Annotated in this window: 26 protein-coding genes and 1 tRNA gene; 17 read left to right on the forward strand and 10 right to left on the reverse strand. The window is 64.4% G+C overall.

Features of this window, described 5'->3' with window-relative positions:
• Positions 1 to 7 precede the first annotated feature (7 nt).
• Positions 8 to 712: an endonuclease/exonuclease/phosphatase family protein gene (locus RA26_RS00945; RefSeq protein ID WP_039178580.1), complete on the reverse strand. Its 705-nt coding sequence runs from the start codon at positions 710 to 712 to the stop codon at positions 8 to 10.
• Between the two features lie 122 nt (positions 713 to 834).
• Here RA26_RS00945 and RA26_RS00950 point away from each other — a divergent pair, with 122 nt between their 5' ends.
• Entirely contained in the window at positions 835 to 1713 is an 879-nt protein-coding gene (locus tag RA26_RS00950) for a DMT family transporter (protein WP_039179851.1), read from the forward strand.
• Between the two features lie 95 nt (positions 1714 to 1808).
• Here RA26_RS00950 and RA26_RS00955 read toward each other — a convergent pair whose 3' ends face one another.
• A complete protein-coding gene (locus tag RA26_RS00955; RefSeq protein ID WP_039178582.1) occupies positions 1809 to 3227 on the reverse strand; it encodes a protein adenylyltransferase SelO in 1419 nt (472 codons plus the stop codon).
• 57 nt (positions 3228 to 3284) lie between these two features.
• Between RA26_RS00955 and RA26_RS00960 the strand changes: the two genes are divergently transcribed.
• Together RA26_RS00960 and RA26_RS00965 are read left to right on the forward strand one after the other, a co-directional pair.
• Positions 3285 to 3704: a cupin domain-containing protein gene (locus RA26_RS00960; protein ID WP_039178583.1), complete on the forward strand. Its 420-nt coding sequence runs from the start codon at positions 3285 to 3287 to the stop codon at positions 3702 to 3704.
• Positions 3705 to 3748: 44 nt separating this feature from the next.
• The gene (locus tag RA26_RS00965; RefSeq protein WP_052272265.1) at positions 3749 to 4651 is read left to right on the forward strand and encodes a fatty acid desaturase; all 903 of its coding nucleotides are present in this window, start codon (positions 3749 to 3751) and stop codon (positions 4649 to 4651) included.
• An 80-nt stretch (positions 4652 to 4731) separates the two neighbouring features.
• Here RA26_RS00965 and RA26_RS00970 read toward each other — a convergent pair whose 3' ends face one another.
• Positions 4732 to 5841, reverse strand: coding sequence for an anhydro-N-acetylmuramic acid kinase (locus RA26_RS00970; RefSeq protein WP_039178586.1), 1110 nt, complete (start codon positions 5839 to 5841; stop codon positions 4732 to 4734).
• A gap of 143 nt (positions 5842 to 5984) precedes the next feature.
• Here RA26_RS00970 and tyrS point away from each other — a divergent pair, with 143 nt between their 5' ends.
• The gene (gene tyrS, locus RA26_RS00975) at positions 5985 to 7241 is read left to right on the forward strand and encodes a tyrosine--tRNA ligase (RefSeq protein WP_039178589.1); all 1257 of its coding nucleotides are present in this window, start codon (positions 5985 to 5987) and stop codon (positions 7239 to 7241) included.
• A gap of 297 nt (positions 7242 to 7538) precedes the next feature.
• Here the strand turns inward: tyrS and RA26_RS22880 are convergent, their stop codons facing one another.
• Entirely contained in the window at positions 7539 to 7676 is a 138-nt protein-coding gene (locus tag RA26_RS22880) for a hypothetical protein (protein ID WP_193747569.1), read from the reverse strand.
• 46 nt (positions 7677 to 7722) lie between these two features.
• On the opposite strand from RA26_RS22880, the gene RA26_RS00980 reads away from it, so the two are divergent.
• A complete protein-coding gene (locus RA26_RS00980; protein ID WP_052272266.1) occupies positions 7723 to 8640 on the forward strand; it encodes a GNAT family N-acetyltransferase in 918 nt (305 codons plus the stop codon).
• An 88-nt stretch (positions 8641 to 8728) separates the two neighbouring features.
• A complete protein-coding gene (locus RA26_RS00985; protein WP_039178591.1) occupies positions 8729 to 9484 on the forward strand; it encodes an SDR family NAD(P)-dependent oxidoreductase in 756 nt (251 codons plus the stop codon).
• A 297-nt stretch (positions 9485 to 9781) separates the two neighbouring features.
• On the opposite strand, the gene RA26_RS00990 is transcribed toward RA26_RS00985, so the two are convergent.
• On the reverse strand, positions 9782 to 10138 hold the full coding sequence (locus RA26_RS00990) for a winged helix-turn-helix transcriptional regulator (protein WP_039178594.1): 357 nt from the start codon (positions 10136 to 10138) through the stop codon (positions 9782 to 9784).
• A gap of 95 nt (positions 10139 to 10233) precedes the next feature.
• Here RA26_RS00990 and RA26_RS00995 point away from each other — a divergent pair, with 95 nt between their 5' ends.
• Both RA26_RS00995 and RA26_RS01000 read left to right on the forward strand, forming a co-directional pair.
• Positions 10234 to 10521 carry a putative quinol monooxygenase gene (locus RA26_RS00995; protein WP_039178595.1) on the forward strand — a complete coding sequence of 96 codons (288 nt, stop codon included), beginning with the start codon at positions 10234 to 10236 and terminating at the stop codon, positions 10519 to 10521.
• A gap of 150 nt (positions 10522 to 10671) precedes the next feature.
• Complete coding sequence (locus RA26_RS01000) at positions 10672 to 11226, forward strand: sugar O-acetyltransferase (RefSeq protein WP_039178597.1); 555 nt, start codon at positions 10672 to 10674, stop codon at positions 11224 to 11226.
• Between the two features lie 145 nt (positions 11227 to 11371).
• Here RA26_RS01000 and RA26_RS01005 read toward each other — a convergent pair whose 3' ends face one another.
• The 3 genes from RA26_RS01005 to RA26_RS01015 all read right to left on the reverse strand — a co-directional run bounded on the left by RA26_RS01005 (position 11372) and on the right by RA26_RS01015 (position 14530).
• Positions 11372 to 13180, reverse strand: coding sequence for an ABC-F family ATP-binding cassette domain-containing protein (locus RA26_RS01005; protein WP_082015728.1), 1809 nt, complete (start codon positions 13178 to 13180; stop codon positions 11372 to 11374).
• Positions 13181 to 13243: 63 nt separating this feature from the next.
• Positions 13244 to 13990 carry a GNAT family N-acyltransferase gene (locus RA26_RS01010; RefSeq protein WP_052272267.1) on the reverse strand — a complete coding sequence of 249 codons (747 nt, stop codon included), beginning with the start codon at positions 13988 to 13990 and terminating at the stop codon, positions 13244 to 13246.
• A gap of 66 nt (positions 13991 to 14056) precedes the next feature.
• A complete protein-coding gene (locus RA26_RS01015; protein WP_039179862.1) occupies positions 14057 to 14530 on the reverse strand; it encodes an outer membrane protein assembly factor BamE in 474 nt (157 codons plus the stop codon).
• A 101-nt stretch (positions 14531 to 14631) separates the two neighbouring features.
• Here RA26_RS01015 and RA26_RS01020 point away from each other — a divergent pair, with 101 nt between their 5' ends.
• From RA26_RS01020 to RA26_RS01055, 8 genes are all read left to right on the forward strand, one after another.
• Positions 14632 to 15168 (forward strand): YceD family protein, encoded by a 537-nt coding sequence (locus tag RA26_RS01020; RefSeq protein ID WP_039178602.1) that lies wholly within the window; start codon positions 14632 to 14634, stop codon positions 15166 to 15168.
• 224 nt (positions 15169 to 15392) lie between these two features.
• A complete protein-coding gene (gene rpmF, locus RA26_RS01025; protein ID WP_008558107.1) occupies positions 15393 to 15599 on the forward strand; it encodes a 50S ribosomal protein L32 in 207 nt (68 codons plus the stop codon).
• 37 nt (positions 15600 to 15636) lie between these two features.
• Positions 15637 to 16749, forward strand: a complete 1113-nt coding sequence (gene plsX, locus RA26_RS01030) for a phosphate acyltransferase PlsX (protein WP_039178605.1) — start codon at positions 15637 to 15639, stop codon at positions 16747 to 16749.
• Positions 16750 to 16767: 18 nt separating this feature from the next.
• Positions 16768 to 17739: a beta-ketoacyl-ACP synthase III gene (locus RA26_RS01035; protein WP_039178607.1), complete on the forward strand. Its 972-nt coding sequence runs from the start codon at positions 16768 to 16770 to the stop codon at positions 17737 to 17739.
• Between the two features lie 101 nt (positions 17740 to 17840).
• On the forward strand, positions 17841 to 18143 hold the full coding sequence (gene ihfA / locus RA26_RS01040; protein WP_008207184.1) for an integration host factor subunit alpha: 303 nt from the start codon (positions 17841 to 17843) through the stop codon (positions 18141 to 18143).
• 16 nt (positions 18144 to 18159) lie between these two features.
• Complete coding sequence (locus tag RA26_RS23125; RefSeq protein ID WP_082015729.1) at positions 18160 to 20325, forward strand: MerR family transcriptional regulator; 2166 nt, start codon at positions 18160 to 18162, stop codon at positions 20323 to 20325.
• A gap of 139 nt (positions 20326 to 20464) precedes the next feature.
• Positions 20465 to 20541, forward strand: a tRNA-Pro gene (locus tag RA26_RS01050).
• 138 nt (positions 20542 to 20679) lie between these two features.
• The gene (locus tag RA26_RS01055; RefSeq protein WP_039178611.1) at positions 20680 to 21759 is read left to right on the forward strand and encodes a 2'-deoxycytidine 5'-triphosphate deaminase; all 1080 of its coding nucleotides are present in this window, start codon (positions 20680 to 20682) and stop codon (positions 21757 to 21759) included.
• Positions 21760 to 21803: 44 nt separating this feature from the next.
• On the opposite strand, the gene RA26_RS01060 is transcribed toward RA26_RS01055, so the two are convergent.
• Positions 21804 to 22364: an Lrp/AsnC family transcriptional regulator gene (locus tag RA26_RS01060; protein WP_241482567.1), complete on the reverse strand. Its 561-nt coding sequence runs from the start codon at positions 22362 to 22364 to the stop codon at positions 21804 to 21806.
• Between the two features lie 44 nt (positions 22365 to 22408).
• Between RA26_RS01060 and RA26_RS01065 the strand changes: the two genes are divergently transcribed.
• The gene (locus tag RA26_RS01065) at positions 22409 to 23563 is read left to right on the forward strand and encodes an MFS transporter (RefSeq protein WP_039178613.1); all 1155 of its coding nucleotides are present in this window, start codon (positions 22409 to 22411) and stop codon (positions 23561 to 23563) included.
• Here RA26_RS01065 and RA26_RS01070 read toward each other — a convergent pair.
• On the reverse strand, positions 23556 to 23753 hold the full coding sequence (locus tag RA26_RS01070) for a hypothetical protein (protein ID WP_039178616.1): 198 nt from the start codon (positions 23751 to 23753) through the stop codon (positions 23556 to 23558). The two genes, RA26_RS01065 and RA26_RS01070, sit on opposite strands and share 8 nt — an antisense overlap.
• Positions 23754 to 23760: the final 7 nt, after the last annotated feature.

Genomic DNA, 23760 nt, shown 5'->3' on the forward strand with positions numbered 1-23760 from the left:
GCCCGCCTCAAACCGCCCGCAGATCCGCCCAGACCGGCAAATGGTCCGAAGCGATATGGGCAGGCCGCCCCCCATGCACCCCATGCGCCACGGCCTGCAAACGCTTGCAATGAGCGATCCGGTCCAGCGCCCCCAGGGGCCTGAGCGCTGGAAAGCTGGGCCTGGGCGGCAGGAACTTCAGCGCCGGTGCGATATGCTCCAGCACCTGGCCGCGCGACCATTCATTGAAATCACCCGCCAGCACCACGGCAGCGTCATCATGTTTGGCGGCCCGTGCCAGCGCATGCATCTGCTCGCGCCGCGCCCGGCCTGTCAGCCCCAGATGCGCACCAATCACCCGCACCACGCCCAGTCCAGTGTCCAGTTCCACCCAAACCGCACCGCGCGGTTCCAGCCCCGGCAGGGCGATATGTCCCTTGGCCCTCAGCCGAACCGCATTCCTGAACAGCACCGCATTCCCGTGCCAGCCCAGCGAACCCGCGCCGCCCAGGTCCGCCGCCTGCCAGCCGGTTTCCTCCACCAGGAAATGCGGCAGTGCCGCCGGGCGCGGCGGCAGGCGCTTGTCCGCCTCCTGCAACACAGCCACATCGGCCTTGATCCCGCCCAGCACCTGCAGAATCCGCTCGGGCCGCCGACGCAGGTCCAGGCCGATGCATTTCTGAATGTTGTACGTGGCAATCCGCAGCGTATCAGGCCTTTTGGCTTTCGGCATCCGTCCCCCTTTCGCTGTCCCGATCTTGCGCAAAACCCGTGCCGCCGTACAGCCCCGATCCGGCCGCCAGCGCCACCGGGTTCCGCTTGACTTGCCGCGGCTGCCCGCCTCCAGTTGCCGCCATGACAGAAAAACGCCCCATCGACACCTCCGGCGCTGCACTTCTGACCGGCTTTGCCCTGCTCCTCGCCTTCAACCAGGTGGTGATCAAGGTGACAGGCGGCGGCTTTGGCCCGGTGTTTCAGGCCGGGCTTCGCTCCGCCATTGGCCTCCTGGTGCTGGCGGTCTGGATCATCCTCCGCCGTCCGCGGCTCGGCCCGCTGCCCCGCGGCGCCGCGCTCTGGGGTGTGGTTGCGGGCCTTCTGTTCTGCTTTGAATTCATCTGCCTGTTCATCGCACTGGATGTGACCTCCGTCTCGCGCGCGTCGATCATCTTCTACTCCATGCCGGTCTGGCTGGCGCTGGCTGCGCATCTGCTGCTGCCCGGCGAACAGTTCAACCGGGTCCGCAGCCTCGGCCTGGTTCTGGCGATGGGCGGGGTGGCGCTGGCGGTTCTGGACCGGGGCGGCGGCACCGCCAGCCTGGCGGGCGATCTGCTGGCACTAGGTGCCACCTTCGGCTGGGCGGGCATTGCGCTTTGCCTGCGTATCACGCCGCTGGCCGCAGTGCCGCCGGTCACCCAGCTTGTGTTCCAGCTGGCAGTCTCAGCCGTGCTGCTGACGGCTGCTGCGCCGCTGTTCGGACCGCTGATCCGCGGTATCGAACCCCTGCACCTCTGGGGGCTAGCCTTCCAGGGGATCTGCATCGCCAGCCTCGGCTATCTCCTGTGGTTCCAGCTGATCAAGATCTACCGCGCCAGTTCGGTGGCATCCTTCAGCTCTCTTTCGCCGGTGCTGGCAGTGCTCATGGGCTGGGCGCTGCTGGATGAGGTGATCGGGCTGCAGGTCTGGGCCGCCCTGGCGCTGGTTGCTGCAGGCGTGTTCCTGATCAACCGCAAATAAACCAGATCTGTTCTGGTTAAGTAGGGCTGCCTGCCCCCTCTTGAGCCGTTCGGCTCAATTCACCCCCGGGGTATTTTGCACCAGAAAGAAGCCAGTCAGGTGCCGCAGAAGGTCGCCTGCACCACTTCCTCCGGCAGCGGCGGGCGCTGCAGATCCTTGTGCTCCGGCTGGTCCTCATAAGGGTTGGCCAGCACCGTGTTCAGCCGGTGGAACAGCGCATAGTCGCCTGCCACCGCACCGGCAATCATCTCCTCGATCCGGTGGTTGCGCGGAATGAAGGCAGGGTTCGCCGCACGCATGACCGCCTGCGGGTCTGGTTCGCCTTCCAGCCGCGCCTGCCAGTCCGGCTCCCAAGCATCAAAAGCCACCGGATCGGTGAACTGGTCCCTTGCCGTGCCTTCACCCAGGGTACGGAACGTATTGGTGAAATCGCTCTGGTTCTCTGCCATCCGCCCCAGCAGGGAAGTAACCAGCTCCAAATCACTCTCCTGTTCTGAAGTGATCCCCAGTTTTGCGCGGAACCGCCGCAGCCAGGCCGCTTCGGTCAGCGCGGGCATCGCATGCACAATCTCTGTCGCCGCCGCGACACCGTCCTGCGGGTCGTCCATCTGTTGGATCAGCGCGGTTGCCAGCTGCGCCAGGTTCCAGACCGCAATCGCGGGCTGGTTGGCATAGGCATAGCGCCGCCCCCGGTCGATCGAGGAAAACACAGTATGCGGGTGATAAACATCCATGAAGGCGCACGGGCCATAATCGATGGTCTCGCCGGAGATCGAAGAATTGTCGGTATTCATCACCCCGTGAATGAACCCCACGGACATCCAGGCGGCTATCAGCTCCGCCTGCGCATCGCGCACGGCTTGCAGCAGGCCCATCGGGCCTTCCACCTCCGGGTAATGGCGGGCAATGGCATAGTCCGTCAGCTGCTGCAGGCTCGCCTTGTCACCGCGGGCCGCGAACACCTGGAAGGTGCCCACCCGCAAATGGCTCGCCGCCACCCGGGTCAGCACCGCACCGGGCAGGCCGCCCTCGCGCCAGACGGTCTCACCCGTCTCCACCGCCGCCAGCGCGCGGGTGGTCGGGATGCCCAGGCTGTGCATCGCCTCGCTCACCACATATTCGCGCAGTACCGGCCCCAGCCAGGCCCGCCCGTCGCCATTGCGCGAATACGGCGTCCGTCCCGAACCCTTCAGCTGGATATCACGGCGCCTGCCGTCCGTTCCCACCACTTCGCCCAGCAGGATCGCGCGCCCGTCGCCCAGCTGCGGATTATACGTGCCGAACTGATGCCCGGAATAAAGCTGCGCCAGCGGATCAGCCCCCTCCGGCACCAGATTGCCGCCGAACACCGCCGCCATCTCCCCGGCCTCACCGGATGTGATCCCCATGATCCGCGCCAGATCCTCGTTAAAGGCCGCCAGCCGCGGCGCCTTTACCGCCTGCGGCGGCAGTTTGGAGTAGAACTGCCCCGGCAGGGCAGCATAGGTGTTGTCAAAGGGGATCGTGAATGTCATGGCCCAAACATATGACTGGAATAGAGATTTACCAGCACCAAAGCGGAGGCAGCAGCAATGGACGCAGACCGGATCATCGAACACCTGGGACTGCAGCAGCACCCGGAGGGCGGCTGGTACAAGGAAACCTGGCGTGCGGAAAATGAAGGCCGCCCCACAGGCACCTGTATTTACTTCCTTTTGAAGGCAGGCGAAGCCAGCCACTGGCACCGGGTCGATGCCGCCGAGATCTGGCTCTACCACGCCGGCGCACCGCTGGTGCTGTCGCTGGCGGCGACCGATGAGGGCCCGGCGCAGGACCACCTGCTCACCCCGGACCTGACCAAAGGCGCGCCGCAGCTGATTGTGCCCGAGGGCCACTGGCAGGCTGCCCGCAGCACCGGGGACTACACGCTGGTCAGCTGCACGGTTTCGCCGGGGTTTGAGTTTGAGGGGTTTGAACTGGCTGCTCCGGGCTTCGACATCCCGCGCAGCTGACCAGCCCCTTGCAGCGAATCGCCAGACTGGACAAGAGTGTCCACATGTCTGCCGCACTGGATCACACAGCCCTGATCAAATCGCTGCCGCCAGAGACAAAGGCCGCCCTGACGGCCCGTTCCGATGCGGCGGGACTTCGGCATCTTGCCCTGTATCTGGCTGCCCTTGCTGCCTGCACCGCGGGTCTCGCTCTGCAAATACCCTTCTGGCCGCTGCTGATGGTGCCGCAAGGCATACTGCTGGTCTTTCTCTTCACGCTCAGCCACGAATGCACCCACCAGACGCCGTTCCGCAGCAAATGGCTGAATGAAGCAGCGGGCCATTTCTGCGCCATTGCCATCGCGCTGCCCTTTGTCTGGTTCCGCTACTTTCACCTGGCGCATCACAAATACACCAACGACCCCCAGCGCGACCCGGAGCTGGAACATGGCGGACGGCCTGGGACATTCGGCCAATGGCTCACATACCTGAGCGGCTGGGGCTATTGGCGCGCAATGGCCGCAACCCTCTGGCGCAACGCCTTTGGCACCATCAACGCCCCCTACCTGCCCGAACGCCGCCACGCGCATGTGCAGCTAGAGGCGCGTGCGCTGCTGGTCCTCTACGCCGCCGCCCTGCTGAGCCTGCTGGCCTCACCCTTGGTTCTATGGCTGTGGATTGTCCCGTTGCTGATCGGCCAGCCTTTCTTGCGCGCCTATCTGCTGGCGGAACACGGTCTCTGCCCCCCGGTGGCGAACATGCTGGAGAACTCCCGCACCACCTTCACCAACCGGGTGGTGCGTTTCCTGGCCTGGAACATGCCCTACCACGCCGAGCATCACGCCTTTCCGAACGTGCCCTTCCACAGGCTCCCCGCATTCCACACCTTTACCCGGGCACATCTGAAGTCGACGTCAGACGGGTACGGGGAGTTCACGGCGGACTACCTCCGCCAGCTCTCCCGCTGATCCGCCGCCAGAGGCCGCACAAATTTCTTGGAAGAAATTTGCCAAGAAACTTCGAAGTTTCTTGTCCGCCGGTCACAACCTTACGCCCCCGGCACGCTCACCACACCGCCGCCCACACAGGCGCTGACTCCGGTGGTGCCAGGCGCCGATGTCGGCATTCCCCGCGCCACCCGCACCGCCAGATGGGCAAAGGCCTGCGCCTCCAGCATGTCACCGTCCAGCCCTGCGTCCTCTACCGGCTTCACCGGGCAATCAAGCGACACCCGCAGCATCTCCATCAGTACCGGATTGTGCCGCCCGCCGCCGGTGACAAGCACCATCTCCGGCGGTTCCGGGCAATGCTCCATGCCCTGCGCGACGGCAGCGGCGCACATGGCAATCAGGGTGGCCGCAGCATCCGCGTCGCTCAGTTCATTGACCAGTTCAACCATCTCAGCAAAATCGTTCCTGTCCAGCGACTTGGGCGGCATTCTTGCAAAATACGGCTCGGCCAGGAACAGCTCCAGCGCGCCTGTTTCCACTTTGCCTGAGCGCGCCACCTTGCCATCCGCGTCCCAGGGAATGCCCAAACGCTCCTGTACCAGATCATTGACCGGCGCATTGGCCGGGCCGGTGTCAAAGGCCAACAGCGCTCCTGGCTCCTCTGGCCGCTCAAACCGCGGATCTACATAGGTGATATTGCCAACCCCACCCAGGTTCAGGAAACACAAGGGCCGCTCAGCACCTATATACTTGGCGCAGGCAAAGTGAAAGAACGTCGCCAGCGGCGCGCCCTCGCCGCCCATTGCCACGTCGTCACTGCGGAAATCCCAGACCACCGGCTTGCCCAGGTGTTCGGCCAGCGCCGCGCCGTCGCCTACCTGCAGGGTTCCCTGCAGCCGCGGCGCATGGGCCAGGGTCTGGCCGTGAAAGCCGATGATTTCCACATCGCCGAACTCCGCCAGCGCCGCCGCATGGGCCGCATCGCAGACCTCTGCCGCAGCCTCCACCTCCGGCCCCGCCCACTTGCCGAGGCCCGCACGCAACACGCTGCGTTCTTCTGCCGAATACTCGCGGTAGCTGCTCTCGCCAAACCCGTGAATGCGCGCGCCGTCGGTCACCACCACCGCCGCATCCACCCCGTCCAGCGAGGTGCCGCTCATCGCCCCCAGCGCCCGTACCGCACCCGTTTTTGCAATGGCCCTGCTCATGGCCTGCCCCCATCCTTCTGGATCCGGGCCGTACCGCCCGTTGCTGGGGATACTACAGCGCATAATTTGCCGGGAAAACAGGTTCCAACCGGCGCCAATGCGATTTATAGGGCATGGTGCAAAATCAAAGACCGAGGCATATTATGACCTACACACCGAAATCGGATTTCGTCGCAGTCATGATGGAACGCGGGTTCCTCGCGGACTGCACCGATTATCAGGGCCTTGACGACGCCCTGCTGCAAGGTGTGCGCCCGGCCTATATCGGCTTTGACGCCACAGCGAAATCGCTGCACGTCGGCTCACTCATTCAGATCATGATGCTGCGCTGGTTCCAGAAGACCGGCCACCAGCCGATCACCCTGATGGGCGGCGGCACCACCAAGGTGGGCGACCCGTCTTTCCGCGCCGACGAGCGCCCGTTGCTGACCGAAGCACAGATCGACGACAATATCGCCGGCATCAAAAAGGTGTTCTCGGCCTATATCGACTATGACAGCGACGCGCCGAACAAGGCGCTGATGCTGAACAACGCCGAATGGCTGGATGGGCTGAACTACCTGGAATTCCTGCGCGACATTGGCCGCCATTTCTCGGTGAACCGGATGCTGTCGTTCGAGAGCGTCAAATCGCGCCTCGATCGCGAGCAGTCCCTGTCGTTCCTTGAATTCAACTACATGATCCTGCAAGCCTATGACTTCATGGAGCTGAACAACCGCTACGGTTGCATCCTGCAGATGGGCGGCTCTGACCAGTGGGGCAATATCGTCAACGGCATCGACCTCACCCGCCGCACCATCGATCATGAGGTCTACGGCCTCACCTCGCCGCTGCTGACCACCTCGGACGGCAAGAAGATGGGCAAGACCGCCGAAGGCGCGATCTGGCTCAACGCCGACATGCGGTCGCCTTATGAATTCTGGCAGTTCTGGCGCAACACCACCGACGCCGACGTGGGCCGCTTCCTGAAGCTCTACACCGAACTGCCGGTGGAGGAATGCGAACGCATCGGCGCGCTGGCGGGCTCTGAGATCAACGAGGGCAAGGTCATCCTCGCCAACGAAGTGACCACCCTCCTGCACGGCGCCGAGGCCGCAGCCGCCGCCGAAGCCACCGCACGTGAAGTGTTCGAGAAGGGCGGCGTGGGCGATGACCTGCCCACTCTCTCGCTGACGACTGCCGATCTGGGCGACGGCATCTCGATCGTGCAACTGATCGTGAAATCCGGCCTTGCCAAATCCGGCAAGGACGCCAAGCGGCTGATTTCCGAGAATGGTGCCAAAATCGACGACCAGCCGCTGACCGATGCAGGCCTGATGATCGACGCGGGCGCTCTGTCTTCGCCGATCAAGCTGAGCGCCGGCAAAAAGCGCCACGCGCTGGTGCGGCTGGACGGCTGAGCCTTCTGCCATGAAACGGAAAAAGGGAGCCATTGGCTCCCTTTCTTTTTGCCCGCAGATGCTCCCGCCCATTCCAGCCTCATCCAAGATGAGCCTTCACGGTTGGGCCGCGCGCCGCTGCGCGGCGCGCCAGCACTTCCTCGCAACACCCCACTCAGGCCAGCCCCGGGTCAAGGGCCGCGCATGCGGCCGTGCGCAGCACGGTTCACCCTTGAGGCGGGGATGGCCGGGATACACTGGAACAGGCGCCTAAGGGCAGACCTGACCTTAGGCGCCTCTCAGCAAATCATCCTGCCTCTAAAACAGCAGCGCCTCCACCAGCGTCAGCACCAGAAAGACCGGCACCGACAACCCGATCGCAATCAGCAGCGCCGCCGCCTTGGTCATCCGCGGGGCGGCTGCCGCCTGCCCCATGATCTGTTTTGCATTTCTCATACTGGAAATTAACCATAATTTAGGTTTCCAGCGCGTTAATGGAATTATGTTCGACAGCGCCCCCGATCCCGATCTGCCCGCAGCAGCTACCGCCCGCCCCCAACCCCGCGCGCTCCAGCAATCACCGGAGTTCGCCCGCGCGCTGATGGCCTGCGGCCAAGACCCGCTGTTACTCGACGATACGCTGGTGCTGCACCGCCGCCTGCCCGGCGGGCTGCGGCTGGCGATGGTGAACCGGGCGGATCTGACAGATCCCGCCCCCCTGCTGGCGGCCCTGCGCGCAGGCGCCCTTGCCCGTACGCCGCTGATCCTGTCGCCCGAATCCCCAGCGCCGCATCTTGCCCGCCTCGGCGCCGTGCCGCTGGCCACGCCCGCCCACGCCGCGCTCTGGGACCTCAGCGGCGATGCGGACCAGCGCCGCGCCGCGCTGCACCCGAAATGGCGCAACCGGCTGAAACACGGCGAGGCGCAGCCCCTCCGCCTCACCCGCCAGAACCTGCCGCATGACGTGCGCCACTGGCTGTTCCGCGCCGACGCAAAACAGCAATCCGCTCGCGGCTATCGCAGCTGGCCGATTGGTCTCACCCTCGCCTATGCGCGCGAGAACAAGGGGCAGGTAAAACTCTTCCAGGCGTTTGAGGGCAAGGAACCGGTCGCCGCAATCCTGATCCTCACCCATGGCAATGCCGCCAGCTACCACATCGCCCACACCACCACGCGCGGTAAACGGCTCAGCGCCCACCCGCTCCTGCTATGGGAGGCCGCAAACTGGCTCGCCGCCAAGGGCGTCTGCCGCCTGGACCTCGGCCTCATCAACACCGAGGACGCCCCCGGCCTTGCCCGCTTCAAGCTTGGCACCGGCGCACAACTGCACCGCCTGGGCGGCACCTGGGGCCTATGGCCACCGCTGGGCCGCCTTCTGCAACCGCTATCCTTGCTCGACCGCCGCCTGATGGGCGCTTAAACACCCGCGACGCCCCGTCCCGCTGGACAGATCCCCGGCCCCTCCATTATATGAACACATGTTCAGATAACCGGGAGGAGCCCCGCTCATGAAACTTGCAGACACTGCAGCCGTCGTCACCGGCGGCGCGTCCGGCCTGGGTGAGGCCACCGCGCGCTACTTCGCCGAACAAGGCGCCCAGGTCACCATTCTGGACCGCGACGCCGAACGCGGCCAGCAGGTGGCCGAAGAAATCGGCGGCAACTTCGCCCAGACCGACGTGACCAGCGAAGAGTCTGTTTCTGCTGCCATCGCCGACGCTGCTGAGAAGATGGGCAAGATCACTGCCTGCGTGAACTGCGCCGGTATCGCCATCGGCGCCAAGACCGTGGGCAAGGAAGGCGCGCACCCCTTGGATGCTTACAAGCGCACCATCGACATCAATCTGGTCGGCACCTTCAACGTCGCCCGCCTTGCCGCTGTCGAGATCACCAAGAACGCGCCCGATGCAGACAACGCCCGCGGCGTGATCATCAACACCGCGTCGATTGCGGCCTTTGACGGGCAAAAGGGCCAGGCCGCCTATGCTGCCTCCAAGGGCGGGGTTGCCGGCATGTGCCTGCCAATGGCGCGGGATCTAGCGTCCTCCGGCATCCGGGTGATGACCATCGCGCCGGGCATCTTCATGACCCCCATGCTGGCTGGCCTGCCGGAAGAGGTGCAGCAGCAGCTGGCTGCAGATGTTCCCAACCCCGCCCGCCTGGGCGATCCGCGCGAATACGGCCGCCTCGCGGGCTTCATCGTCGAGATGGGATACCTCAACGGCGAAGTCATCCGCATCGACGGCGCCCTGCGCATGCGCTGACACCCCGCTGCTGAGGCCGGGTCAAGGGGTGAGCAAGCTCCCTGGAAACGCTCCGGGGGAGCGTTTCGCTTGCGAACGGGCGGAGCCCAAAGCGGCGGCGCCTGCGCCGTTCACCCTTGAAGCGGCCTCAGCAGATCACACACTGGAAATCGCGCCTTCAGGGCAAGCCTGCCCCTAAAGCGCGTCTCAGCAGAATCTTCTGCATTGCGCAGCAATGCCCGGCCCAAGGCCGCACAAAGGCGCCTTGGCGCAGCCAGGGCACCTGCGGCCGCGGGAGCTTCTTGCCAAACTGCCGCCTTAGCTCCCCGGACCGGCACCCCAGGCCGCCAGCGCCTCGATCACCGGGCGCAGCGCCTGCCCTTTGCCGGTCAGGCTGTATTCCACCCGCGGCGGCACCTCGGCATAGACCTTGCGGTGCACGATGCCATCCGCCTCCAGCTCCCGCAGCTGCTTGGTCAGGCTGCGCTGTGTCACATCCCCCAGCGCCCGCGCCAGGGCATTGAACCGCAAGGTGCCGGGCAGCAGGTGATAGACGATCAGTCCCTTCCACTTGCCTGAGATCTGCTCCAGCGCCGCCTCAACCGGGCAGCCGCCGCTGCAATCGTAAGTCTCAAACCGTGCCGCCCGGCTTTCGCCCTGATTTCCAGTATCCATTCTGTACCTACCCTCACAAAACGTGCGTTCTTGCGCAGAATACACCATGCAGCCATATCCCGTCCCGTCAAACCACTCAAGCACAGGAGGCCCAAATGGCCCTGACCATTCTCGCCCAGATCACCGCCCAGCCCGGCAAAGAAGCCCTAGTCAAAGCCGAACTCGAAAAGCTGGTGCCCATCACCCGCGCCGAGGAAGGCTGCATCCGCTATGACCTGCACCAGGACAACCAGACACCCGGCTTCTTTGTGTTCTACGAAACCTGGGAATCGCGGGCGCTGTGGCAGCAGCACATGAACGCGCCGCACCTGGCCGCCTATATGGCCGCAACAGAGGGCGCAGTGGCCGCTTTTACCCTCAACGAGATGACCCAAACCGCCTGAGTTGCAGCCCGCCCGGCACCGCGCCAGCGGTGCCGGGCCCAAGGCCGAACAAGGGCGCCTTGGCGAAGCCAGGGCGCCTGCGGGCGCGGGAGTTGCCCGGGCGTTGACAATCCCGGCCCTCCGCCCTTCACTCCGGGTCAGGAGGCCCCGATGAACAAATCCGAACGGCAGAAAATGCAGGCAGGCGACTGGTACTGTTGCCTGGACAGCGAACTCTCGGCGTTGCGCCACCAGGCCCGCGTTGCGGTGCATCAGCACAACGGCGCACTGCCTGATCCGGCTGAAAACCTCAGCCCGCCGCTCGCCAAACTCTTCGCCGCCGCCGGCGAAAACTGCCTGATCGAGGCGCCGTTTCACTGCGCCTACGGCATCAACATCACCCTCGGCAACAACGTCTATTTGAACGCGGGCTGCACCATTCTGGACACCGCTCCCGTCAGCATCGGCGACGGCACCATGCTGGGGCCGAACGTGCAGATCTACTGTGCCCAGCACCACAAAAACAGTGCGTTGCGGGCCAAAGGGCTGGAGATTGCCTATCCCGTCACCCTTGGCGCAGATGTCTGGATCGGCGGCGGCGCGATCATCCTGCCGGGCGTCACCATCGGCGACGGCGCCATCGTTGGCGCGGGCGCCGTGGTAACCACAGATGTCGCCGCGGGCCAGACCGTCACCGGCAATCCCGCCCGCCTCCGGCAGGGGTAATCAAAGGGTAAAGCCAGCGCCCGCCGCCTTCACCCAAGATTCAACTTTCTCGATAGTTTCCAAAGCATTATGGCAGCATCTTTGACCAAATGTTTCGCGCGCGAAACATTTGGTCAGACGTTCTGACCTAACTGAGGAACCGGCCTCAGGCCCCGGCCTTTTCCTCCAGCTCCAGCCATTCCTCTTCAGCGGCGGCCAGCTTTTCCTGCCGTTCCACCAGCGCCTCAGTGGCCTTCTTGAACTTGACCGGCTCGCGGGTGAACAGCTCCGGATCGTTCATCAGCTCCTGCAGCTTGCCGATCTCCGCCTCCAGCCGTTCGATCTCCGCAGGCAGCGCCTCCAGCCGGTGCTTTTCCTTGAAGCTCAGGCCGCCCTTGGGCTGGCTCTCTTGCTTAGGCTTCGCCTTCGCGGGCTTCACCTTCTCCGCTCTAGCCGCAACCTCTAGCGGCCCGCGCTGCGCGATGTAGTCGCTCCAGCCGCCGGCATAGGCGGTGGCCTTGCCGTTGCCTTCCATTGCAATGGTGGTGGTCGCCACCCGGTCCAGAAAATCCCGGTCGTGGCTGACCAGCAGAACGGTACCGTCGTAATTGTCCAGCAGCTCCTGCAGCAGATCCAGCGTTTCCACATCCAGATCGTTGGTCGGTTCGTCCAAAACCAGCAGGTTCGAGGACCGCGCCATCAGCCGCGCCAGCAACAGCCGCGCCTTTTCACCGCCCGACAGCGAACGCACCGGCGCCCGCGCCTGTCGCTCGTCGAACAGGAACTCCTTCAGATACCCAACCACGTGCTTGGGCTGGCCGCGCACCATCACCTGATCGGCCTTGCCGGAAATCCCCAGCAGCGGATCGGCGGTCAGATTCTCCCACAGGGTCGAATCGCCGTCCAGCTGGTCGCGGGTCTGGTCGAACAACGCAATCTCCAGGTTGGTGCCCAGTTTGACCGCACCTGCATCCGGGTCTTCCATACCTAGAAGCATCTTCAGCAGCGTGGTTTTCCCTGCGCCGTTGGGACCGACAAAAGCCACCCGGTCACCGCGCTGCACCTTCAGCGAGAAGTCCCGGACGATCTGCTTGCCGCCGAACGCCTTGCTCAGCCCTTCGGCCTCGATCACCTTGCGGCCCGACTTGGGGCCGGATTCCAGCGCCATCTCGGCGGTGCCCTGCCGTTTGATCTGGCCTGCGCGCTCCGCCTTCAGATCCTGCAGCGCCCGCACCCGGCCCATGTTGCGCTTGCGGCGCGCGGAAATCCCTTCCACCGCCCAGCGGCTTTCCGACTTGATCAGCCGGTTCAGCTTGTGGCGCTGCATGTCTTCATCTTCCCAGACCTTATCGCGCCAGGCCTCGAAATGTTCAAACCCCTTTTCCTGCCGGCGCACCTCGCCGCGGTCCACCCACAGGGTGGCCCGGGTCAGCGCCCTCAGAAACGCGCGGTCGTGGGAGATCAGCACAAAAGCCGCGCGGGTGTTTTTGAGTTCGTTCTCCAGCCAGGTGATTGCCTCGATATCCAGATGGTTGGTCGGCTCGTCCAGCAGCATCAGGTCCGGCGCCTCGGCCATCAGCTTGGCCAGCGCCGCGCGCCGCCGCTCACCTCCGGAGGCGGTTTCAACCGGCCGTGCGGGATCGAATTTCAGACCCTCGCCTGCACGTTCCACCTTGTACATCTCGCCGGGATCCAGCTCGCTGGCGGCAAAATCACCTAAGGTAGCAAACCCCTCCATCTTCGGGTCCTGCTCCATGTAGCCGACCGACTTGCCCGGCGGCACCACGATATCGCCCTGATCGGCTTCAACAATCCCCGCCATCACCTTCATCAGGGTGGATTTTCCGGAACCATTGCGGCCCACCAGCGCCACCCGGTCGCCGGGCTGCACCACCAGATCGAGGTTCGAAAAAACCGGATCGCCCCCAAAGGTGAGGGAAATGCCGGACATCTGCAAAAGAGGAATACGTGCCATGAAAGGCTGCTACCCCGGCGGCAAAATCGCGTCAACGCTCCCCGTTCATCTTTCCTGAAATACTCAGTCCCCGCCAGCCACAGCCCGCAGCAACCGCTTGCGGGTATCAGGAATGGCGCCAATCTCCAGCCCGGTAAACACATGCAGCGTGTTCATCTGCCGGTCCACCACCGCGTGATCGCTGACCCAGCCGCCCATCAGCAGATAGGTCCGCAACAAGGGCGGCATCTTCTGAAGGGCCTTCTTAGTCTCCGCCTCCCGCAGCGGTTCCGCGCCAAAACACACCACCTCGGGCGCTTTGATGCCCGGCCGCCACTGCGCCGGCGCCAGATGCCGCTGCCGAAGCAGCGCCAATGCCTCAGCGTAGGGTGCGGCAGAGATGCCTGCAAAGGACGAGCAGCCAAACAGCATCTGCACCCCCTGCCCGTCAACAAGGCCCGTCATTGCCCCCCAAGCGACACGCAGAATATCTGCATCCTGCCAATTCGGGTGAATGCAGAACCGGCCCAGTTCGGCCATCCGCCCCTCAAAAGCCTGCAATGCTGTCAGATCATAAAACTGTGCTGAATAGCTCCGCGCCAGCTCCGCGCCGCTTTCCAGCAGCAGCAGCCGGAAACAGCAGACCAGTGCGCCGCCGGGCTGCTCCTCCACCAGAACATGGCAGCATTCGCTGTCAAAAGCATCGCTGTCTGTGCACCCGGAGCGGAAACACTGGGCCCGCAGGGCCTGCGCCGCAGCCACATCCGCTGCACTTGCAGCCAGCCGGGCGCGATAGCGCCCCCTGTTCAGCAGCATGTCAGGTTCCGCCATGGCAGCGGCCTCCAGCTTTCCAGCTCAGACCTTAGCATATGCGCAGTGACAGAGCAGGAAGCAGTCCTATTCGTTGTTCAGCAGCTGACCGGGGGCGAAATTGCCCAGGTTGCCCAACAGCTGGCGCAGGAATGTGTTGTCCTGAACGCCGGAGCTGGTCACGCGGCGCTCCAGGGGCACCACCTTGCCGTCTTCCAGGCTGTAACGCTCGATCGCCTGCACCACGCCGGATGTGTCAAAGCTGATCGCCACCAGGTCGCGTGCCACCGGCTCCGGCGCCTTGGCACCGTAGTGGCGGAACCGGGTGGCCACGTAGTAGTAGCCGCTTTCGTTGAGCACGCCGGTCGAGGATGGAATACCGATGGTCTCGGCCACCGAATCCCGGGTGTCGACACCCGGCACCACCTCTGCCAGCAGTTCCGGCGCCGGCACATAGCCGTGCTTGCGGTAGACCGAAGTACAGGCCGCCAGGGCCAGCCCCGCTGCCGCAAATACCGCCCCGCGCAAAACCGCCTTGAAGTGAAATGCCTTTGCAACCATGACTGCCCCCCAGCCTGCCGCCATCACCGGCGGCTTGAATACGTCTTTTAACCCGATTACCTAATGACCGCCTCCGGTTCAAGAAACGAAAGTCCCCGAATATGTCTGACAGCACCGCTTTGCGGGTCGCGGACCTGCCGCAGAACACCCCGACCGCCTTTGAAATCATCCCGGACAAGGCCGCCATGGCCGCGCTGGCGGCGGAACTGGGGGTGAACGCCTTGCGCAAACTGCGCTTCAGCGGCGAGATCAAGGCGATGGGCAAGAAGGACTGGAAACTGTCAGGCCGGCTGGGGGCAACCGTGGTGCAGGACTGTGTAGTGACGCTGGAGCCGGTGACCACAAGGGTCGAGGAAGCGGTGGAAATCACCTATCTGGCCCGCATCGAAACCCCGGAAGGCGCCGAGGTTGAAATGCCCGAGGATGACAGCATTGAACCGCTAGGCAGCCACATCGACCCTGCTGCGGTGATGGCAGAGGCGCTGGCACTGCACATCCCCGCCTATCCGCGCAAAGACGGCGCCGAACTGGGCGAGGCGGTCTATGCCGAGGACGGCGTGCAGCCGATGCGCGACGAGGACACCCGGCCGTTCGCAGGCCTTGCGGCGCTGCGCGGCCAGCTGAAAGATGAGGACTGAGCGCAGATTTTTTGCAGCGCAGAAAATCATCTCTGGCGCCGCACCGCCGGCTGCCTTAAAAAACAGCTTGCGCCAGCGAAGATTCGCAGTATTTTCGCGCGCTCATCGGAATTTTTGGTTGGACAATGCTTGGGCAGACGCCTAAACGCACGTCAGACTGATCGAACAGAATGCAATCGCGCCGCGGGGATGGCCCCAAGGCCCAAACAGACAAAGGTTGAGACATGGCCGTCCAACAGAACAAAGTATCCAAATCGCGCCGCAACAACCGCCGCGCGCACGATGCACTGGTTGCTGCGAATCCGAACGAATGCGGCAACTGCGGCGAGCTGAAGCGCCCGCACCACGTATGCCCCTCCTGCGGCCACTACGACGACAAGGAAATCGTCGCAGCTGCAGACGAGATCGAGATCGATGAGGACGCGGCGTAAGCCACGGACAGGATCCTGATGCCAGGCAGGCTTTCGCATGACGGGTAAACCCGATCAAAATCAGGCAAAAGCCGGCCGCATCACTATTTCTGTTGACGCCATGGGCGGAGACGCCGGCCCTGCAGTTGTAGTGGCCGGCATTGCCATGTCTGCGGAAAAGAATCCGGATATCGGGTTCATCCTGCATGGGCCTACCGAACAGCTGGAACCTCTGGTTGCCAAAAAGCGCGCGCTCAAGGGCCGCGTCGAGATTCGCGATGCCCGCGATGTGGTCACCATGGAGGACAAGCCCTCCCAGGTGATGCGCAACGGCAAGGGCACCTCGATGTGGTCGGCCCTGGACGCGGTCAAGAACGGCGAGGCTTCGGGCGCGGTCTCCTGCGGCAACACCGGCGCGCTGATGGCGCTCTCGATGCTGCGGCTGCGCAAGCTGCCGGGCGTCAACAGGCCCGCCATTGCAATCCTGTGGCCCTCGCTGAACCCGCAAGGTTTCAACGTGATGCTGGATGTCGGCGCCGACGTGAAGGCGGATGCCGAGGATCTGCTGCAATACGCCCTGATGGGCACATCTTACGTGCGCAACTCGATGGACATCGCCCGCCCCCGCGTGGGCCTGCTGAATGTCGGCACCGAAGAGCACAAAGGCCGCGCCGAACTGAAGGAGGCCTTCGGGCTGATCTCAGAACAAGCGGAGCAGGCGAATTACGAATTCGTCGGCTTTGTCGAAGGCAGCGATATTCCCGGCGATGTCGCCGATGTGATCGTGACCGACGGCTTTACCGGCAATGTCGCGATCAAGACCGGCGAAGGCACTGCTAGCCTGATGCGCACCGCACTGCGCGAGGCGTTCGGGTACTCGTTCCTGTCAAAGATTGCCGCAGTGCTGGCGATGACCTCCCTGAAACGGCTATCCAAACGGATGGACCCCCGCCGCGTCAATGGCGGCGTGTTTCTCGGGCTCAACGGCACGGTGGTGAAATCCCACGGCGGCGCCGATGCCATGGGCGTCTCCGCTGCGGTCAAACTGGCCTTCCGGCTGGCACAGCACGGATTCGCCGAAAAGCTGGCAGCGCGGGTTGCATCTGCCGGTTTGCATACCCAAGATAATACTGCCCCCCGCAAGATGCGGGCGGCCACCGAAAAAGACTGAAAATAGGCAGGCAGACGGATGACGCGACGCGCGGTAGTTGTTGGCACAGGACACTATCTCCCCGAACGGGTGGTTGAAAACGCGGAATTCGAAGCCACGCTGGACACAACGGACGAATGGATCCGCAGCCGCTCCGGCATCGAACGCCGCCATTTTGCCGCTGAGGGAGAGACCACATCGGATATGGCCGCCAGGGCAGCTGAACGCGCTTTGGCGGACGCGGGCCTGACCGCGGATGATGTGGACGCCATTGTTGTCGCGACATCCACCCCCGACCTCACCTTCCCGTCTGCCGCCACGATGGTGCAGTCCAAACTGGGCATGACCAAGGGCTTTGCCTTTGACGTGCAGGCGGTTTGCGCAGGCTTCGTCTATGCGCTGTCCAATGCCAGCGCCCTGATTGCTTCGGGCCAGGCATCCCGTGTGATGGTGATCGGCGCGGAAACCTTCAGCCGGATCATGGACTGGACCGACCGCTCCACCTGCGTGCTGTTCGGCGACGGCGCCGGCGCGCTGCTGCTGGAAGCGCAGGACCAGCCCGGCACCAACAAGGACCGCGGCATCCTGGCCACCGACCTCAATTCCGATGGCCGCTACAAGGACCTGCTGTACGTCGACGGCGGCGTCTCCACCCATACCACCGGCCACCTGCGGATGCAGGGCAACCAGGTGTTCCGCCACGCGGTCGAAAAACTCGCCTCCACCGCTAATACCGCGCTGGACCGCGCAGGCCTGTCTGCGGGGGATGTCGACTGGATCGTGCCGCATCAGGCCAACATCCGCATTATCCAGGGCACGGCCAAGAAAATGGGCCTCAGCATGGACAACGTGGTGGTTACCGTGCAGGATCACGGCAATACCTCCGCCGCCTCCATTCCGCTGGCCCTGTCGGTCGGCAAGGACCGCGGCCAGATCAAGGAAGGCGATCTGATCGTGACTGAGGCCATCGGCGGCGGCCTGGCCTGGGGCGCTGTTGTGTTGCGCTGGTAACCGCGCAGCTCTAATTTCCGCCCGAATACCCCCGTGCAATTCATTGATATTGACAGGGAAATTCCCTCCGCCCTATGCTTTGGCAAACAACGGGGATTGGTATGGGCGAAAAAACACTGACAAGAATGGATTTGAGTGAAGCTGTTTTCCGGGAAGTCGGCCTGTCGCGCAACGAAAGCGCGCAGCTGGTGGAAAGCATGCTGCAGCATATGTCGGATGCCCTGGTGCGCGGTGAACAGGTTAAGATTTCCTCGTTCGGCACCTTCAGCGTAAGGGACAAGTCGGCCCGCGTCGGGCGCAACCCGAAGACGGGCGAAGAAGTGCCGATCCAGCCGCGCCGCGTGCTGACTTTCCGGCCCTCCCACCTGATGAAAGACCGCGTGGCAGACGGCAACCGTAAGTAACGGGACCTATTAAGTCATGTCGAAATCACCGGACGCCTTCCGCACCATCAGCGAAGTTGCGGAATGGCTGGACGTGCAGGCGCATGTTCTGCGCTTCTGGGAGAGCAAGTTCACCCAGGTCAAACCTGTAAAGCGCGCCGGCGGGCGGCGCTATTACCGGCCTGCGGACATGCAGCTTCTGGGCGGGATCAGGAAACTGCTGCACGTTGACGGATTGTCGATCAAGGAAGTGCAGGCACTGTTGCGCGAACAGGGCGTGGCCCATGTCGCCAGCCTGTCGCACCCACTGGACGGAGAGGAAGAGCCTGTTGTTGAGGCGCCACCGCCCGCGGACAAGCTGGGTGATGACTGGCAGGAATCGCTGGAGATGAGCGCGGAGGTCGCGCCCCAGCCCACCCCCGAAGACAGCAATGTCGTGGGATTCCCGAAACCTACCCTGCCGGACACCCCGCCGCCTGCTTCCCTCTCTACGCCTTCCCCGGCAACCCCAAGGCCCGAAGCCGCCGCTGCCCCGCAGATGCAGATGGACCTGGCACCGCCCGCCGCAAGCGGCGGCACCGCCCCGTCCGGAAACGCGCCGGCGGCCCCGGCATCGGCATCCCCCGCCCCTGCGGCAGAGCCCGCTGCCTCAGCAGGTGAGGATGCCGGTCAGGCCCAAGAGCAGGCCGAAGATGAAGCACAGTTTGCGGATCAGCCGGTTGAGCATCCGCCGGAAGCAGCGCAGCCATCCTCTGCCCTTGAACCGGAGGCACAGCCCGAAGCTGAGGACGCAGAACAGCCTGCCGCCGTAGACGCAGTGCGGGATCATGAGCCGGAAGCTGCCGAGACAAACCTTCCGCCTAGTGACGAAGCGGCCCAGGAGCAGGTTGCCGGACCCGCGGCCGAGGCGCCCCAAAAGCTTTTCGCGGATGACAGCGCCACAGAACCGGAAACCAGTACACCGCTGATGGAGGACGTCGCGGAGCCTGTCCCCGCGCCTGAAACCGCCGACCGGGTTAAGGAGCCTCAGGCCGGTTTTGCCGATGCGCCCGCCACTGCGGAGGAAGCGGCACCGGAAGCAACCGAGACAGCTGAAACAGCTGAACCTGTTGAAGACATTCCGGAAACCGCGCCGGAACCGGCAGCGGAACCCGCCCCTGTTGCTCCCCCCTCCCCGCTGGAGGATATTGCTCCGCTGACAGGCCAGGAGCACTTACCGGAACCAGAGCTGAACTCCGAAGATGCCCCCGCAGAGGAGCCAGCCGCGGCCGCCGCCGAGCTGCCGCCTGTGGCCGGGAATCTGTTGCAGGAAGAAATTCAGGAAACCGCCCTGGAAGCGACTGCAGAGCCAGCCTCTGAGGCACCGTCCGCACCGCTGGAAGAGATCACGCCGCTGACCGGTCAGGATGACCTGTCAGAGCCGGAAGAACCTGAGGAGCCGGAACCGGATCTCACCGCTGCAGAAATGCCTCTGACCGCCAGGCTGCCCGCGGAAGAGGGTATTCAGGACCCTGCTCCGCAAGCCGAACCTGCGCCGGAACCCGCTGCCGCAGCCATGGATTTTGAGGAAGAGGACCTTACCTCTGCCGCCGGTCCTGATGCAGAAGAGCAGACGCCGCTTGCAGCAGAGCCTGCTGAGGAAGAGGCGCCGGCAGAACCGGCCCCGGCGGAAGACACGCTGGTTGCCGCCGCAGGGATGCAGCCGGAGGAGCCGCTGGATTTCGCCTTTGCCGCGGAAGAACCGGTGCCCGAGCCGGAGGAATCCCCCCTCTCCGACCCAGCCTCAGCCTTCCCGCCGCACGACTTGGACGAAGCTGCCCGCCAGGTGGATGCGCTGGAGTTTGCTGCTGGTTTCAACGGTGGCGATGGTGACGGCGCCGGGGAGGCAGCCCATCCGGACACAGCACTTGAGGACGAACCGGACGTGCAAACGGCTGCCGTGGAGGAGCCATCCGCCCAGCCGGACATTGTGCCCGGGGAAATGCCGGATGAGCCAGCCGAACCGGCAGCAGAGCCTGCGCTGGAGCATGCCGCTGAAGAGCCGGCAGAAACGCTCAGCGAAGAGTCTTCGGCTGCCCCGGCCCCAATTCAGCCCGGCATTCTGGCGCTGCTGGCAGAAACCCGCAGCCTGCCGCCGCAGTCGCTGGCGGCAATTGCCGCCTGCGCCGAAGAGCTGCGCACGCTTGTTCAGGACAGGTCCTGAAGCCGGCACGCCGGAAATCACCTGATTTCCGGGCCTGCCCCGGCAACTGCTTCTGCCTGCTGAATTTCTTTGCGGGGCGGCAAAAAATCTTGCCGCCCCCTCTTGCCCCTGCCGCCAAAACGGTTAGAAGGCTTTGCAACGGGCTATGGCGCAGCCTGGTAGCGCGTCCGTCTGGGGGACGGAAGGTCGCAGGTTCGAGTCCTGCTAGCCCGACCATATGAAAAACGCCCGGGTGTTCACGCACCCGGGCGTTTTCGTATCCAGCGCAAGGCGTTGCCGGTTGCGAACTGGGATTGCGAACCGGCCCCGTTTGGGCCAGCATCGCCGCAAAGCCGGCGCGGAGGGGGACAGGACATGACAGGCGTATTGCCCAGCCAGACCATCGAAACAATGCTGGAGCGCGGGGAGATCACCGTCAGCACGCCGCTGGTGGAGGGCCAGGTGCAGCCCGCCAGCCTTGATTTGCGCCTGGGCAACGTGGCCTACCGGGTGCGGGCGTCTTTTCTGGCCGGTCAAGGCCGCAGCGTTTCCGACCGGCTGACCGAGTTTGAGATGCACCGGATCGACCTGAGCAATGGCGCTGTTCTGGAAAAGGGTTGCGTCTATGTGGTGCCGCTGATGGAAGGGCTGGCGCTGCCGCAGGATGTTTCTGCCGTCGCCAATGCCAAAAGCTCCACCGGGCGTCTGGACCTCCTGACCCGCACCATCACCGACGGCGGCGAGGAGTTTGACCGCATCAAGCCCGGCTACACCGGGCCGCTTTATGCGGAGATCTGCCCCCGCTCCTTCTCGGTGCTGGTGCGCCCTGGCATGCGCCTCAATCAGATCCGTTTCCGCACCGGCCAGGCGGTCCTAAGTGATGCCGAACTGAAGATGCTGCACGCCGGAAGCCCGCTGGTGGATGGCGAGGCAGTGATCGAGGATGGGCTGGGTTTTTCCGTCGACCTGAAGCTGCCCAGCACCGATCTGGTCGGCTACCGCGCCAAGCCCCACACCGGCGTCATCGACCTGGACCGAATCGGCGAATACGACCCGCAGGAATACTGGGAAGAGGTCCGCACCAAGGATGGCCGCATCATCCTGGACCCCGGCGCGTTTTATATTCTGGTGAGTCGCGAGGCGGTGCATATCCCGCCCGCCTATGCGGCGGAGATGGCCCCCTATCTGGCGATGGTCGGTGAATTCCGGGTGCATTACGCCGGTTTCTTCGACCCCGGTTTCGGCCATGACGCGGCCGGCGGCACCGGCTCGCGCGGGGTGCTGGAAGTGCGCTGCCACGAGGCACCCTTTGTGCTGGAGCACGGCCAAGTGGTCGGCCGCCTCGTCTATGAGAAGATGGCCGAGGTGCCGGAGCAGCTTTATGGTGCTGGCATTGCCTCGAACTACCAGGGCCAGGGGCTGAAGCTGTCGAAGCATTTCAAGACGCCTGCTTGACCCCGTTCGCCCGGCGGCACCGCCGGGCCGCGGCATCCGCGCCCTCAACGCTTGATATACAGTTCCTCCTCCAGTTCCGCGCTGACGCCGGCCTGCACAGTGCGCTCCAGATGAGTGGAGAGCGTCATGTAGGTGCGGGTGCCGCGCACCCCTTCGACGTCGTAGATGCGGGCCAGCAGCCCCTCCAGAGCATGGGGTGAGGCGACTCGAACCTTGAGGATCAGACAGGTGTCGCCGGTGGCGGTGTGGATCTCCTCCACCTCCGGCCAGGCCTCCAGTGACAAAAGTTCTGCCGTCTTGCCCCAGCCGACCGTGTCCACATGGATGAAGGCCAGCATCGGCTTGCCCACCGCAGGCCCGTCCAGCTGCGCCACCGTCGCCCGGATCGCGCCAGAGGCCCTGAGCCGCTTCACCCGCTCATGAACCGCGGGCGCCGAGAGGCCCACCTCCTGCCCTATGGCGGCATAGGACAGGGTCGCATCGACGCTCAGCGCGCCTAATATTTTTCGGTCCAAAGCGTCGAGAACACGGGCAGCGCCGCCGTTCCTCCGAACCTCATCTGTTTTTTCCCTGACCATTTCCGCCCGCCCTTCACAGAACCTCATTCAGCATTTAGCAAGGATACCTGAACATTCTTCAAGGTAAACCCATGCGAACCCCAATTCTGATCCTGATGAGCGCCATTGGCGTGATTGGCGCGAACTCCCTGCTGCTGTCGCCAGTGGTGACGGCGGTCAGCCAGACGCTGAATGCCACCACCGCAGAGGTGATGCGGGCCGCCAGCGCCTATGGGCTGGGGGTTGCAGCGGCGGCGCTGCTGCTGGCACCGCTGGGGGACCGGATCGGCGCCGGGCGGCTAATGCGCGCGGCGCTCTTGCTGCTGGGCGCCGGGCTGGGCGCAAGTGCTGCAGCGCCGGATGCCTGGTGGCTGATGGCGGCACAGGCTGTCTGCGGGCTGGCGGCCGGGGCAGCCCTGCCCTCAATCTACACGCTGGCGATGGTGATTGCGCCCAAGGGGCGCGAGGCGCGGGTTCTGGGCTATGTGCTGGCGGGCTGGACGGTGTCGATGGTGCTGGGTGTCAGCGTCAGCGCCTGGGCCACTGATCTCGCGGGCTGGCGCGCGGTCTATGGCACGCTGGCGGGTGTGGCGCTGCTGCTGTGGGGCGCTTCGGCCCAAATGCGTGCTGCGGGCAGCCCCAGCGGCCAGGCCACCTCGCCGCTGACGGCGCTGCGGGTGCCAGGGATTTTCCGCGGCCTGCTGGCAACCGGGCTGCTGATGATGGGGTTTTACAGCAGCTATTTCTTTACCGGTGCCCATATCACCCAAGCGCTTGGCCTCAGCACCACGCAGGCGGGCCTGTTGCCGCTGTTCTACGGCATCGGCTTTGGCCTCGCCGTGCTGCTGGATCCGCTGCTGGACCGGCTGGGACTGGCCCGCGCCACTGCGCCGGTGCTGCTGGTGGTCACAGCCAGCTACCTGCTGATGATGGCGGTGGCACCGCAATACCTGCTGCTGTTGGGGGCGGCCCTGGTCTGGGGCATGTTCCAGCATCTTGCCCTCAACCTGCTGGTGGCGCGCCTTACGGCGCTGGAGCCTGCGCAGCGCGGCGCGATCATGGGGCTTTACAGCACCGTCACCTATCTCTGCGTCTTTGCGGCGCCCTTTGCCGGCGGTCTGCTGTTCACTGCCTGGGGCCTCGCAGGCTGCCTGATGCTGTCCGCGCTGCTGGCGCTCAGCGGCGCGGCTGAGGCGCTTAGCCTCCGGCACAAGCCCGGCGCACTGCACGCCGGTTCTGCTACTTGACCTTGGGAATGCGTGACCTTGCATTGCGGAATTTGAGCTGCGGGCTGGGGCCAGGTCCGAATCCCGGTGCCGGCCCCTTGCTCTTGCCCATACGCTTCGCGCCCTGCTGCGCGGCATGGCGCAGCCCGGCATTGACGGCGCGCCCGATCAGGCGGCGCAGCACCATGCGGATGATCCAGTTCGCGTTCATGGCTTCA

This window comes from Leisingera sp. ANG-M7, from assembly GCF_000813965.1.
GTDB lineage: Bacteria > Pseudomonadota > Alphaproteobacteria > Rhodobacterales > Rhodobacteraceae > Leisingera.